This is a genomic window from Fluctibacter halophilus (assembly GCF_020687825.1).
GTDB lineage: Bacteria > Pseudomonadota > Gammaproteobacteria > Enterobacterales > Alteromonadaceae > Fluctibacter > Fluctibacter halophilus.
Genome location: NZ_JAJEWP010000002.1, coordinates 306,848 through 320,582 on the forward strand (window position 1 = coordinate 306,848; position 13,735 = coordinate 320,582).

Annotated in this window: 12 protein-coding genes; 11 read left to right on the plus strand and 1 reads right to left on the minus strand. The window is 54.2% G+C overall.

Annotated elements, in window-relative coordinates; translation table 11 throughout:
- Window positions 1-64 precede the first annotated feature (64 nt).
- From LJ739_RS10105 to LJ739_RS10135, 7 genes are all read left to right on the plus strand, one after another.
- Window positions 65-1,408: a GH1 family beta-glucosidase gene (locus LJ739_RS10105; RefSeq protein WP_229160093.1), complete on the plus strand. Its 1,344-nt coding sequence runs from the start codon at window positions 65-67 to the stop codon at window positions 1,406-1,408.
- 4 nt (window positions 1,409-1,412) lie between these two features.
- Window positions 1,413-2,738, plus strand: coding sequence for a glycoside-pentoside-hexuronide (GPH):cation symporter (locus LJ739_RS10110; RefSeq protein WP_229160094.1), 1,326 nt, complete (start codon window positions 1,413-1,415; stop codon window positions 2,736-2,738).
- 57 nt (window positions 2,739-2,795) lie between these two features.
- Window positions 2,796-3,803 (plus strand): LacI family DNA-binding transcriptional regulator, encoded by a 1,008-nt coding sequence (locus LJ739_RS10115; RefSeq protein ID WP_229160096.1) that lies wholly within the window; start codon window positions 2,796-2,798, stop codon window positions 3,801-3,803.
- Window positions 3,804-3,899: 96 nt separating this feature from the next.
- Window positions 3,900-5,363 carry a flavin-containing monooxygenase gene (locus LJ739_RS10120; RefSeq protein ID WP_229160097.1) on the plus strand — a complete coding sequence of 488 codons (1,464 nt, stop codon included), beginning with the start codon at window positions 3,900-3,902 and terminating at the stop codon, window positions 5,361-5,363.
- Window positions 5,363-6,223 carry an SDR family NAD(P)-dependent oxidoreductase gene (locus LJ739_RS10125; RefSeq protein WP_229160099.1) on the plus strand — a complete coding sequence of 287 codons (861 nt, stop codon included), beginning with the start codon at window positions 5,363-5,365 and terminating at the stop codon, window positions 6,221-6,223. Before LJ739_RS10120 ends, LJ739_RS10125 begins: the two co-directional genes overlap by 1 nt.
- Complete coding sequence (locus LJ739_RS10130; protein ID WP_229160102.1) at window positions 6,223-7,158, plus strand: alpha/beta fold hydrolase; 936 nt, start codon at window positions 6,223-6,225, stop codon at window positions 7,156-7,158. The genes LJ739_RS10125 and LJ739_RS10130 overlap by 1 nt, the downstream gene beginning before the upstream one ends.
- A gap of 78 nt (window positions 7,159-7,236) precedes the next feature.
- A complete protein-coding gene (locus tag LJ739_RS10135; RefSeq protein ID WP_229160104.1) occupies window positions 7,237-8,589 on the plus strand; it encodes a Na+/H+ antiporter NhaC family protein in 1,353 nt (450 codons plus the stop codon).
- 1 nt (window position 8,590) lies between these two features.
- Here LJ739_RS10135 and LJ739_RS10140 read toward each other — a convergent pair whose 3' ends face one another.
- Window positions 8,591-9,616 (minus strand): LacI family DNA-binding transcriptional regulator, encoded by a 1,026-nt coding sequence (locus LJ739_RS10140; RefSeq protein ID WP_229160106.1) that lies wholly within the window; start codon window positions 9,614-9,616, stop codon window positions 8,591-8,593.
- Window positions 9,617-9,872: 256 nt separating this feature from the next.
- Here LJ739_RS10140 and LJ739_RS10145 point away from each other — a divergent pair, with 256 nt between their 5' ends.
- From LJ739_RS10145 to LJ739_RS10160, 4 genes are all read left to right on the plus strand, one after another.
- Entirely contained in the window at window positions 9,873-10,238 is a 366-nt protein-coding gene (locus LJ739_RS10145) for a hypothetical protein (protein ID WP_229160108.1), read from the plus strand.
- A gap of 131 nt (window positions 10,239-10,369) precedes the next feature.
- Entirely contained in the window at window positions 10,370-11,200 is an 831-nt protein-coding gene (locus tag LJ739_RS10150; RefSeq protein WP_229160110.1) for a hypothetical protein, read from the plus strand.
- Window positions 11,201-11,470: 270 nt separating this feature from the next.
- Window positions 11,471-12,559 carry a M12 family metallopeptidase gene (locus LJ739_RS10155; protein ID WP_229160112.1) on the plus strand — a complete coding sequence of 363 codons (1,089 nt, stop codon included), beginning with the start codon at window positions 11,471-11,473 and terminating at the stop codon, window positions 12,557-12,559.
- A gap of 97 nt (window positions 12,560-12,656) precedes the next feature.
- Window positions 12,657-13,712: an AraC family transcriptional regulator gene (locus LJ739_RS10160; RefSeq protein ID WP_229160115.1), complete on the plus strand. Its 1,056-nt coding sequence runs from the start codon at window positions 12,657-12,659 to the stop codon at window positions 13,710-13,712.
- The last annotated feature ends 23 nt before the right edge of the window (window positions 13,713-13,735 follow it).

The window sequence follows — 13,735 nt, forward strand, 5'->3', positions numbered from 1 at the left end:
TGTAACGTTCACCAAAACCCCGGTCCGACCGTCGTACTCGGGTTAGCAACAGGCACAAAACATCATGACCCAATTTTCCCTGGCACACACGTCGCCATTGCTCGCTCCCGGGTTCACCATGGGGGTTGCTACGTCGTCTTTTCAGATTGAGGGGGCAACCGGCAAAGCAGAACCTTGTATTTGGGACAGGTTTTGTGCCCAGCCAGGTGCTATTCGAGATGCCAGCGATGGTTTGGTTGCCTGTCAGCATGTGGAGCTTTGGCAGCAGGATATCGATTTGATCGCTGGCTTGGGCGTTGATGCTTACCGCTTTTCGGTGGCCTGGGGACGGGTCATGCACCGTGATGGTAGCCTTAATCCTGAGGGCATCGCCTTCTATATCAACATTCTGGATGCGCTGGCGGCGCGAGGCATCAAAGCCTATGTCACCTTGTATCACTGGGACTTGCCGGCATACCTTGAAGATCAAGGCGGTTGGTTGAGTCGGGAAACCGCCTATCGGTTCCGTGACTATGTGCGGGCCGTCACCGAAGCTTTTGGTGATCGGGTGTATTCTTATGCCACCCTGAATGAACCCTTTTGCAGCGCTTATCTTGGCTACGAAGTCGGCATTCACGCCCCGGGTAAAGCCAGCATCAAAGGCGGCCGGCAGGCAGCGCATCATTTATTGCTGGCTCACGGGCTGGCGATGCAGGTGCTTAAGCAATCCGCACCGAATGCCGAGCATGGTATTGTTTTAAACTTTTCCCCCACGTATCCGGCCACCGATTGTGATGATGACCGGCAGGCGGCCATGCTGGCCGACGAGAAATTTAATCACTGGTATATCCAACCATTGCTGGAGGGGAAGTACCCCGCCTACCTGCAACGGCTATCGAGTTGTGATCGCCCTGATATAGAAGAAGGTGATATGGCGATCATTGCCCAACCGCTGGATTTCATCGGTATCAATTACTACACCCGTATGCGTTGTACGCTGGATTCGGCGGGCGAACCGATGGAAGTAGGGCCGCCCACCGGCGCAGAAACCACCGCCATGGGTTGGGAAGTGTATTCACAGGGCCTGACCGACCTGTTAACCCGGTTGCACAGTCGGTTCAGCTTGCCACCGTTGTTGATCACCGAAAATGGCGCCGCAACAGACGATGAGCTGGTTGACGGAGCGGTCGTTGATGAACAGCGGTGTCGCTATCTGCAACACCATTTTGAGGCGGTGGAGAAGGCAATTCTTGCCGGCGTCGACATTCGCGGTTACTTTGTGTGGAGTCTGATGGACAATTTCGAGTGGGCCGAAGGCTACGCAAAACGCTTCGGCATTGTGTACGTTGACTTTGATACCCAACAACGGGTACTCAAAAGCAGCGCACAAGCCCTGACTCATTTGTTGACGCAACGCAACAGGTCTTAACGCCATGGTTTCAGTACGTGAAAAGGTCGCCTACGGACTGGGTGACACCGCCAGCAATATCATTTTCCAGACGGTCATGCTGTTCCTGACCTACTTCTATACCGACATTTTCGGACTGTCGCCCGCCGTGGTTGGCACCATGTTTTTGGTGGTGCGAATTTTCGATGCGGTCACTGACCCGCTGATGGGAGCATTGGCAGATCGCACCCGTACCCGTCACGGTGCTTATCGGCCCTACCTGCTGTGGCTGGCGGTGCCCTTCGGCATTTGTAGTGTTCTGGCGTTTACCACGCCAGACCTGTCACCGGACGGTAAAGTGCTGTATGCCTATGCGACATATGCCTTGTTAATGCTGGCGTACACCGCAATCAATATTCCCTATTCTGCGTTGGGCGGGGTGTTGAGTCCCGACCCGGATGAAAGGGTGGCCATACAGGGCTACCGGTTTGTGTTTGGTATGAGTGGTGGGTTGATTGTCAGTATGCTGACCCTGTCACTGGTGGATTATTTTGGTAACGGGGATGCGGCATACGGGTATCAGATGACCATGGTGGTCATGAGCATCATGGGGGTAGCCATGTTTCTGGCCTGTTTTGCCGGCACTAAAGAGCGGGTCAAGCCCAGTACAGCCACCCAGTCCTCTTTTGTCGAGCAGGCCAAAGCCATGTGGCAGAACGACCAGTGGCGGGTATTGTGTGTGGTGGCCATCCTGCTGTTGACCGGCATGGTGCTGAAAACCTCACTGGCCATCTTCTACATCAAATACTATCTGCAGCGCCCCGATCTGGTCACCACCATCATTACCATCGGCATGCTGGGCAATATTCTCGGTTGTGCGCTGGCACATCCCCTCAGTCAGCGCATGTGTAAAGTCAGGGCCTACCAGATGCTACAGGTGTTTGCCGCTGTCCTGACCGCGGCCAGCTACTGGGTTGCTGGTGATCAGCTTTACCTGGCGGTTGGATTGTATTTCTTGTGGTGCTTCAGTATACAAATGGCCACGCCGCTACTGTGGGCCAAAATTGCTGACACCGTTGACTACGGACATTACAAAACCGGTGTGCGGCTGACCGGTGTGACTTATTCCTCGGTAGTGTTTTTCATCAAGTTCGGCCTGGCATTGGGCGGCGCCCTGGGAGGCTGGTTATTGGGTGTGTACGGTTATGTGGCCGAGCAAGCGCAAAGTCAGGAAACCTTGCAGGGATTGTTGCTGTCTTTTAGTGTCTACCCGGCGTTGGCGTCAATCGGCGTTGCCCTGTGCATGTGCTTTTATCGCCTGAAAAGGGACAAGGTATTGGCGATGCAGGAAAAATTGGCAATTAGCGGGTGACGAATGGCGCTGAAAAAGGTACAAAAGGCAACTTCATAACAGAAGTGAAAAAGGTCAATGGCAACCATCAAACAGGTCTCTGAACTGGCAGGCGTATCCTCGGCAACTGTGTCGCGGGTGATCAATAATGCCGACAGCGTGAAAGAGAAAACCCGAAACCTCGTGCTGGAAGCGATGCGCACATTGGGCTATCGCCACAATGTGATCGCGGCGTCGCTGGCGTCGAACAAAACCAATACCATTGGTTATGTGGTGCCTGAACTGCATGGTTCCTTCTTTGGGCCGATGATGTCCGGCTCAGAAGCTGAGCTGCGCAATGCCAACAAACACATGTTTGTTGCCACCGGGCACAGTGATGAAAAGGTTGAGCAGGAAGAAATTGAAGCCTTGCTGGGACGACGCTGTGATGGTTTGATCCTGCACGTTGAAGCGGTCAGCGACAGTTATCTGATTGATCTTGCCCGACAGGATGTTCCCTTCGTGGTGGTTAACCGCTATATCGAGGAGATCGGTGACTATTGCATCAGCCTGGATAACGTGCAGGGCGGCTACCTGGCCACTAAAACCCTGTTGGATGCCGGCCATAAAGACATCGCTTACATCGCCGGTTCGCTGTTTAAGGCCGATGCCCGTGAACGTCTGACCGGGCACAAACAGGCCCTCGAAGAAGCCGGCATCATGTTCAATCCGGCGTTATTTTATGAAGGCGATTTCCAGGCCCATTCCGGGTTTGAAGGCATGATGTCGCTGGTCGGTCACCTGGATGCCTTTACCGCCGTGGCCTGTGCCAACGATGAAATGGCTTCCGGCGCGATTGAAGCACTACGTCAGGAAGGTATCGACGTACCGCAGAATTGCTCAGTGATTGGCTTCGATAACATCGAATTCAGCAGTTACCTGACCCCGAAGTTGACGACCGTTAACTATCCGATGCGCGAAATTGGTCAGATGGCCGCTCGCTGGATCCTTGCCCGGGCCTATGGCAAAGAGACCCTGGAGCTTGAACATGTGTTGCCGCCGCACATCATTGAGCGGGACAGTATCACCCGCCCCCGTCGACGCTAAGTCCATTCTTTCGTACAGTTTTTCAACAAAACAGTCTACAAATACCTGATTTCTGGGTAACGTAAGGGAATGAGTAACGGACATACCCGGTAGCACGTGACAGAAACTTTCCAGGTGATCATCATCGGCAGTGGCTTTGGTGGGCAAAGCGCTGCCGTCAATCTGATCAACGAAGGGATTGACGATTTTGTCATTCTCGAACGACGGACATTCATTGGCGGAACCTGGAAACAGAACCGTTATCCAGGCGCAGCGGTGGATGTGCAAAGTCCCTTATACAGCTTGTCTTTTGCCCCCTATGACTGGTCCTGCATGTTTGCTCAGCAAGATGAACTGGCCCGTTATACCGATGATGTTTACCAGCGCTATGGCCTGCATCAGAAGACGTCCACCAACAGCACAGTCACCCAGGTGAGCTGGCTGGCAGACGAGCAGCAATGGCGGGTCGAGATTAATCATGGCGAACGGGTGTTGCACGGGCGCTTTGTGATCAATGCCTCCGGTCCTCTGAGTACACCGGTCACCCCCGATTTTGCCGGCTTGTCGAGCTATCAGGGCAAGACCTTTCACACCAATGATTGGGATAACGACTATGATCATCGTGGCAAGCGGGTAGCCATTATTGGCAGTGGCGCCAGTGCCGCGCAGGTGATCCCAGCCATAGCCCCAGAGGTAGAACACCTGCACGTTTTCCAGCGTACGCCCCATTGGGTAATGCCTCGCAAGGACATGGCGTTTCGTCCCTGGCAGCGTCGCTGGTTGAGAAAGCCCTGGGTGTATAAGGGGTTGCGCGGGGCGTTGTACATGGCGCTGGAATTGCGCATTCTGGGGTTCAAATACTCGAAAAGGGTACTCAAGTGGCTGGCAGAGCGGCCCGCCCGTGCATTGTTAGCGAAGCAGGTAGGTGATCCTCAGCTGCGCGCCAGCCTGACCCCGGATTATACCATCGGCTGCAAGCGTATCCTGCTGTCGAATACCCTCTATCCGGCACTGTGTCGGGACAATGTGACCCTGCATGATAAATCCGACGGTGTTGCGCACTTTACTCCGCAGGGCATTGTTACCGCCCAGGGGCAGACGTTGGCGCTGGACTTGGTGGTGTTCGCCACCGGTTACGACGCAACGGATGGCGTGATCAGCTACCCGGTGATTGGTCAGCAGGGGGTGACATTGTCTTCCGTATGGCAGGACTTTCCCCGTGCCTATCAGGGGACGTCTGTGCCCGGTTTTCCTAACTTCTTTCTGGTCACCGGACCAAACACCGGCATTGGCCACACATCGGCGATTTTCATGATTGAATCGCAGATGTTTTACATCATGAACTGTATCCGTCATGTGCGGGACAAGGCCGCCCGGTCCATAGCGGTGACGGCGCAGGCTGAAGCCAACTATACCGAAAACATCCACCAGGAAATGGCGAGAACGGTGTGGCACAACGGTGGTTGCCACAGTTGGTATCAGAGCCAGAGTGGCAAAGTGATCGCCATGTTTCCGGGGTTTAGTTTTACGTTTCGTCGCCTGTGTCGCCGATTCAAACCACAACACCATGAGGTGACCTGATGAACACATCCTGGCAATTACGCTTCAGCGGGTTGGTCGCCGTTGTTACCGGCGCCGGCTCTGGTATGGGGCGGGCGTATGCCCAGTTGTTACATGAAGCGGGATGCAACGTTGTTTGTGTGGATAACGATGCCTTGGGTTTGCGGCATACCCAGGGTTTACTGGGTGAAGAGAGTGAAGCTGGCTGCATGATAAAGCCCATGGATGTAAGTGATCCCAGGGCATGGAGCGAGCTGGCTGCAGAGGTCGCGCAACAGTGGGGGGGCGCCCATGTTTTGATCAACAATGCCGGGATTGAAGGCGAAGTAGCGCCGGTATGGGAGATTGAGCCGGACACGCTGGAGCGGGTCATGGCGGTGAACTTTTACGGTGCGGTGCATGGCATCCGGGCATTTTTGCCACAGCTCATGGCCCAGCCATGGTCGGCAATCGTTAACGTGTCGAGTATCTTTGGCTTTGTCGGCGCACCGACGTCTGCCGACTATTGTGCCAGCAAGTTTGCCCTTAGGGGGTATACCGAAGCACTGATGGTTGAGATGCAGCAATTAGGGGCAGGGCCACAAATACACCTTGTTCATCCCGGCGGCATCAACACCAATATTAATCGTAAGCAGGCCAGCCGCGCGTTTCGGGACAAATTTCTGATCACCGATCCGATGGATATCGCCAGACATGTGCTGGCGGCCGTGGCCGCTAACCGTCCCAGGATCGTGTTCGGTCATCAGGCGAAAAAAACCTATTGGGGCAGTAAACTGCTGCCGCTGCGCTGGATTGTGCGGCTGATGCAACGGGAAATGCAGGATGTGTGCGATACCGCAGCATTTTCCACCGACCACCCAGGCTTGAAGGAGAAACCCTGATGTTGACCACGTTTTTTGTCGTTCTGATCGTTGCTCTGTTGATCGGCGCATGGCATTACAGCGTCCCCTTGGGCCGCTGGTTGTATCGATTGCGTCATCGTGCGGAACTGAATAAAACCGATCTACGCCCGACGCGGGTCACATTGGATGGGATTGAACACCATGTATGGTTGTCACCCCAAAGTGATAAACCGGTGCTGTTGTGTTTGCACGGTTTCAGTGCCGATCACCGGGTCTGGCTACCCATGGCCCGCTACCTGCAACCGCATTTCCAGTTGGTTTGCCCGGATCTTGCCGGCCACGGCGCGACCGGTTATTCCTCGGATTGGGATTGCGGCATGCCGGCCCAGACCCAACGTATGCTGGCCCTGATGGATCATCTTGGCCATTCGCAGTTCATGGTGATCGGCAACTCGATGGGGGGCTTGTTGGCAGCGCATCTCTGTGCGGCGGCACCAGAGCGGGTTTCTGCGATGATGGTATTGGATCCGGCCGGTGTGGGATCTCCTGAGCCCAGTGTAATGCAGCAAATGCTGGCGGTTGGCAATAATCCATTTCTGATCGACAGCGATGATGATTTTCGTCGCTTTCTGGCCATGACAATGGCCCGTCCGCCGTATCTTCCGGGCGCTGTCGTGCGTGCATTGGCGGCTGATTACCGGCAGCGTAAACCGGCGCTGGCGCAGATTTTTGCTGACTTTCATCGCGCCGACGCGGCCATCGGTGACGCTTTGGATAGCATTCAGACGCCTACACTGGTGCTGTGGGGAGGGCAGGATGCGCTGATCCATGTCAGCGCCGCCGCCCGTTGGCAAGAGGCCACCGGAGGCGTCTGCTACATCTGGGAAGACCTGGGACATATGCCGATGATGGAAGCACCGCGTCGCACCGCATCCACGGTGATGTCGTTCACCAAAGACATGATCACGGTATAGCACGTTCCCAAGTGAGTGGATTATAAACGTCTGGTCGTGTAGACTTGCGGCCGTTTAGACGTCTATAAGGATTTTTTTGTGCTATCTCTGACCCCTTTGTCAGCGCGTAAGGCTATTTCACTGTTGCCCATCTTACTGTTTTTGCTGCTTTTTCTGGGTAGTGGATTGTATTTTGAGGCGCAAGGTGTCGAATACGGCTTTTACCAACTGCCTGCCCCCATTGCGGTGATACCGGCCATTGCATTGAGTCTTTGGCTGGCCCGAGGCCCGTTGCAGCGCCGTTTGGATACCCTGATCAATGGTATGGGACACACTAATATCATCACCATGTGCCTGATTTATCTGATGGCTGGGGCGTTTTCAGAACTGGCCCGTCAGACCGGTGGGGTGGATGCAGCAGTTCAGTTTGGTTTGTCTGTGCTGCCGGACTGGGCGATGTTATCGGGATTGTTTTTACTCAGTGCCCTGTTGGCGACGGCGATGGGAACGTCGATGGGGACCCTGGCTGCATTGGCGCCCATCGGTTTGGGCATTGTTCAGACGACCGAAATGTCTGCGCCGCTGATGGCCGGCATTCTGCTCAGTGGTGCCATGTTTGGTGACAATTTGTCAGTGATCTCTGACACCACCATCGCCGCAACCCGCACCCAGGGGGCAAATATGGCCGAGAAGTGGCGCACCAACCTGCGTCTGGCGCTGCCTGCGGCATGTATCGTGTTGTTGGTGTTGAGTGCTCTGGAGCAGCCGGCAAAGCCGCCTTTGGCCGACGCCACAAATGGGCTGCTGGCTTTGCCCTATGTGTTGGTGCTTGTACTCGCGGTGTGCCGGGTAAATGTGTTTGTGGTGCTGGCAAGTGGCTGGCTGGCGTGCGTCATCCTCGGTGTGTGGGTCGGCGACTATGCCTTGGACCAGGTGGTGAGCGACACGTATCAGGGCATTACCGGCATGCAGGACATATTTTTGTTGTCGTTGCTGCTCGGTGGTTTGTTTGCGCTGGTCGCTTCCCAGGGGGGCGTGACCTGGCTGGTTGAGCGCCTCAGCAGTATTGTCCAGCGCTTGCCGCTGGGTAAATCCCGCGCGTCAACGTTGGTGATTGGCGGATTGTCTGCCCTGGCCAATGTGTGTGTGGCCAACAATACCGTGGCCATATTGGTCAGTGGTGATGCTGCGCGTGATATCGCACAGCAGGGCGGCGTCAGTCGCGCAAAAAGCGCCAGCATGTTGGATATCTTTGCCTGTTGTGTGCAGGGGTTATTGCCCTACGGTGCGCAGGTATTGCTGCTTGGGGCCGCGCTGTCTATTTCGCCGCTGTCCATCATACCCTTTGTGACCTATTGCCAGGTGTTAGCGCTGATCGTGGTGTTGCATGTGTTGCTATCAGGGGTTGTACGTCTGCCAATTGCACTGCGTGCACGGGCCGGCGAGCAGTGAGTCAGCAGGTTTCGCCCTTTTTTAATACATAGGGAAGTTGCTGGCTGTTGGTATCGCCTGCCAGCAACAACTGTGCTGCGGCCTTGCCTTTATCGACACTGGACTGACAGACAGTGGTCAGATAGGGGCGGGTTCGGGCGGCTTCATCGATACCATCAAACCCGGTAATTTTCAGCTCCTGTGGCACCTTGATGCCCATGCTCAAGGCACACTGCAGGACCTCCAACGCAATGATGTCACTCATGCACAATATCGTGGTCGGGCGCGGTGCGCTGTTGAGCACTTCCTGTGCGGCTTGACGGGAGTACTTACCACCACTTTCGGGGATGTGCCAAATCCAGTCATTGCTGATGGTTAATCCGGCTTCTTCAATCGCGCGCAGGTAGCCATCCAGGCGACGATGGGAAATCGAGCGATCTTCCTCAAACAACGGACTGTCGTAGATACGGCATGTCGTGGGGGCATCGATCAGGCGCAAGCCCAGGATCGCCACTTTGTCATCTTTATTCAGTGCTTTGCGGGCAATATCATAGGCAGCTTGCTGATTATCGATATTGATTGCGGGCCGCCCCGGCAGGTTGAAGTCGACCGTAACGACCGGTTTATCCTGCTGATTGATTTCTTCTGCCAGTTGCACGTTTCGGGGCGCGCCATAACAAATAAACCCATCAACAAAATCTACTACGTCGCGAATTGACTGGGCGTCACCGGCATACAACAGCAGATGTTTACCGTGGGCCTGCAGTACGCTTGAGACCCCTTTGATCAGGGTGCTGGCGACCGGATCACTGACAATGTATTCGATGCTGTCCGCCAGTACCAGGGCAACAATGTTTGAGTGCCCCTTACGCAAGATTTGTGCTGCTTTGTTGGGACCGTGGTAACCGATCCGCTCACAGGCGGTGAGAATTTCCTGGCGGCGTGAGGCGGATAATTGATCCGGACGGTTGAACGCATTGGAAATGGTGGCAGTGGAAACGCCGAGCTGCTGGGCAACGTCTTTAAGGGTGAGTTTATTCTTCTTCATGTTAGCGGGACTGCATCGTTGCTACGGTTGTCAGGTAAGTTATCCAAACAGCGCAATGGTCAAAATAGTCACTCAGCATAGTAACTTAACGACACTTAATCAATACAGAAACGGGCATCTTCGTGCGCGTTTCCCCGGTGATGGTTGCAACAGAGGGCAATGCGCCAGGCCTGTGATGAACAAAAAGTAAACATTTTTACTTGATACTGGATAATCATACAGTATACTGTGTATATAAACAGTATGGAGGTGACCGATGCGTACCGGAATCAAAGCACTGGACAACTGCATTGCCAAATGGGGGATCTCGCTACAAGCTGACACAGATAACCCACTGCAACAGATTACTCCGCTAACAGGACGGGACCCCCGTGCGTTACGCATGGGGTTGCCCCACTGTATTTTGCAGGCGATTGGTCGCCAATCTCAGGATCGCACCGTGTATTTACACCGCTTCACGGCAGTTTATAAGCAAAGTCGTTTGTTGTGTGCGGTGGTGGACGAACACGGACAGGTGTTGGAAAAGGTGTATTACCCCCGGGATCGCAAGTCCGTTCAGGCCTGTGACATCATCATGCAAGCGCTGCAAAGTGCTGCCCACACAGTTCCAATGGCGGCCTGATCCTGGCGGTAAGTGTCGCGCGCTTTGTTGTTTTGGCCGCAATTGGGTTTACCAGAATCGCTTCCTGTTCTTTAGTAAGAATTGGCTGACTCAGCCGGTCAAGCTGTTTAAGGTCAGAACAGGAGCGTGGTGTGAATAGCGTAGTTTGGTTGGTAGTGTGTATGTCGATAATGATGCTTACGCCCGCTGTCGCATTGCCACAGGGCAATGTGCAGGTTGATTATCCGTTGAATGTACGTGGGCTCGCACGTTTTGATGATACTCAACAGCAGGATTTGCAGGCCTGGCTGAATACGGCCACGATGGCCACTGAGCAGGTTGTGGGCAGTTTTCCGTTTGCCGTCACTGTGCACCTTCACCCCCGTCGAGGTAACGAACCCGTTCCCTGGGCTAACACCTGGCGTGAGGATGGTCAGGCGGTGCATTTTTATGTGGATACCCGATTTCCACGTCGAGCCTTTGAGCATGACTGGACGGCGTATCACGAATTTGCTCACCTCGCGCTGCCTTACCTGGGCAGCAGAAACCGTTGGTTCGCAGAAGGCTTTGCCAGTTTTATGCAGTATCCCATCATGGCGAGTGCTGGCACCCTTGATGTATCGCCAGGCGAGGCCTATTGGCGCAAATTGTCAGGGCATTGGGCCGGATATCAGCGCCAGGAGAGTGCATTGTCGATGATCGAGCAACGGTTTGCCGAGCGGCGCTACAAGTCTGGCTATTGGGCCGCCGCCTGGTTTTTCATCCTGGCCGATAAACAACTGCGAGAGCGGCATAACACTACGTTACCCGCGTTGGTGAAACAGTATGTTGCATGCTGTCGTCTGAATGACACAACCCTTCAGGATGTGATCCATCAGTGGGATAGACTGATTGGCCAGCCATTATTTGCATCCCTGTTGCGTCGATTTGCCACACAGCCCGCCAGCCACATTTATTCGCAACATAATTCAGCTGCTTTTTAAGGCTTTGTATCGACCGCCGCTGGCGGGAGAAAGTCCGTTGCGGCAACACGTATTGTTTAGCAACAGGCCACTCGAAGGGTGCATGACCTATTAGCTCAGGTCGTTTTTACACCGCCGCTGGTTTGCTCCGTAACGCTGTTTGGAGCATTGTACAACGCGCAAATTTTGCTATGGCGTCGTTGCCAGAAATATTGATCCCACATGCGTATTACGTGCGGTCTTCAACGTAATACAACGCCTTTGGCACTTTCACCACAGGAGACCTATGCCATGGCCAGTAACAAAACGAGCAGCAATCAAACACCTCCCCAGGCGGGCGCACAGCCCTTATGCGCAGTAAAGGAAATGCCCAACCGTCCACTGGATACTCACGTCAATGAACACCGCGCCGGACTGATACGGGTAACAGAGAAAAAATGGGTAAACGGAACGGTCATTCGTTACTGTTTTTTAGATCAACCGGCAACCTGGCAGGGGGCTGACGGACAAAAAGAAGCCGTGCGTGCTGCCTTTGCTCAATGGAAAGGCCTTGGTATTGGTTTGGAATTCCGGGAAGTCAATGAGCCCAGAGAAGCGATGCTGCGCATTGGCTTTGAAGGCGGGGCCGGCTCCTGGTCCTATGTCGGGCGGGACAACGTCGACTATGCCACCGATCCACGAGAACGCACCATGAATTTCGGCTGGGATTTGACCACGCCCTATGGTCGCGACACAGCATTGCACGAAATCGGTCATGCGCTGGGTTTTTCCCATGAGCATCAGAATCCGAATGCCGGCATTGTGTGGGATGAACAAGCGGTGCTGGACTATTTTGCTGGCGCGCCGAATTTCTGGAATGCGGAAAAAACCCGCCACAATATTCTGCGTAAGCTTAAACCGTGGGAAACCGATGGTTCTGAATGGGATAGGGACTCTATCATGCACTATCAGTTTCCACAGGGCTTGATCCTGCAACCCTCACAATACCGCAGCCAGCCATTGCTACCGGCAAACGGGTTTTCAGCGCGGGATATTGCCGAAGCGCTGCGCTTTTACCCGCCCCTACAACCAACCCTGCCTGAGTTACGACCGTGGGAATCACAGCGTATTCAAATTGGCAGTGGTGAGCAGATTGACTTTATGATCACGCCGGACGTCAGCCGACAATACACCGTACAAACCTTTGGCAACATGGACACGGTGATGGTGTTGTTCGAGCAGATGGACGGCGAAGACATTTTCTACGCCGGTGACGATGACAGTGGCACTGACTTTAACGCCCGCATCCAGGTACGCTTGTTTCGCGGGCGTCGCTATCTGCTGCGTATTCGTTTGTATTACGCCCAGCAGTCTGGTGAAGGTGCCATGATGATGTGGTGACCACCCATACCGGTTGATGATGTTAAAAGCGATGCTGCCTTTACCCGTGCTGTGGTAATCCGTATCATCGCTGCAAAGTTTTTGTTTACCTGAGTCCATGCAAGCAGACATCCTGTTGTCCGGTGTACACATCGTTGACCTGTTTTTTCGCTTCAGCGCGGTTGGGGTGCTACTTGGTTTGCTTCTGCGACTGACTCATCAGCGGCAGTATTGGGATATGGCGGCGATCGTCTGCTCAATGGCCTATCTGCTGCTGACCGCACCGATTGACAATGTACATTACGGCGTGCTGCGTCCGCCGTTGCTGTTGCTGACCGATCTGACCACCGTCGCGTTGTTTGGTGCGTATTGGACCCATGTGCACGGCGCCATTCGTTTTTCAGCCTTACCTGCGTGGCTGTGGTGCCTGGCCGCACTATGGTTAGCCTGGGTGTGCGTGTTCTTCCTGATCTTTGCCGGTCGTGGTGATTATCATGACATCCACCATGTAGTGTCATTTGCGGTACTGGTATACGTATTGATTGACGCGGTCAGGGGCTTAGCGGATGACCTGGTTGAAGCGCGTCGCCGCTGGCGTCTGGTGGTGATTGCCGGGATCAGCTGTTACATGGCGGTACTGACCCTGTTTGAACTGACCCTGTTGGGGGTTAAAGATCATTGGTTATTCAGCCTTATCAACAGTGCCGTGGCGTTGTGTATCAGTACCGTGATCACCTATCGGGTGTTGCACCCGGCCCTTAAGATTTCAGAAGCAGCATCTGGGTCTGATGTGCGGCAAGATAACCCGTCACCTGATGCTACAAGCCCGTCGCAGAGTCCCTTGGCCGTGCGCTTGCATAAACACATGGCTGAAGGGGCGTATCGACAAAACGGATTGTCGGTAAGCGCTCTGGCCGAACAACTCGATGTGCCGGCCCACCAACTACGTAAAGTGATCAACAATGAACTGGGCTTTGACAATTTCACCCATTTTATCAACAGCTATCGCATCCCGGCGGTGTGCGAAGTGCTCAAGGATCCCTCTCAATCCGGCGTGCCGATTCTGACCATCGCGTTGGAGGCGGGGTTCAATTCGATTGCCCCCTTTAATCGGGCGTTTAAGCACAATATGGGTGATACGCCACGTGCATATCGTGATCGATTTCAAAAATGATCAGTGTTTTTCAGATGTGATAA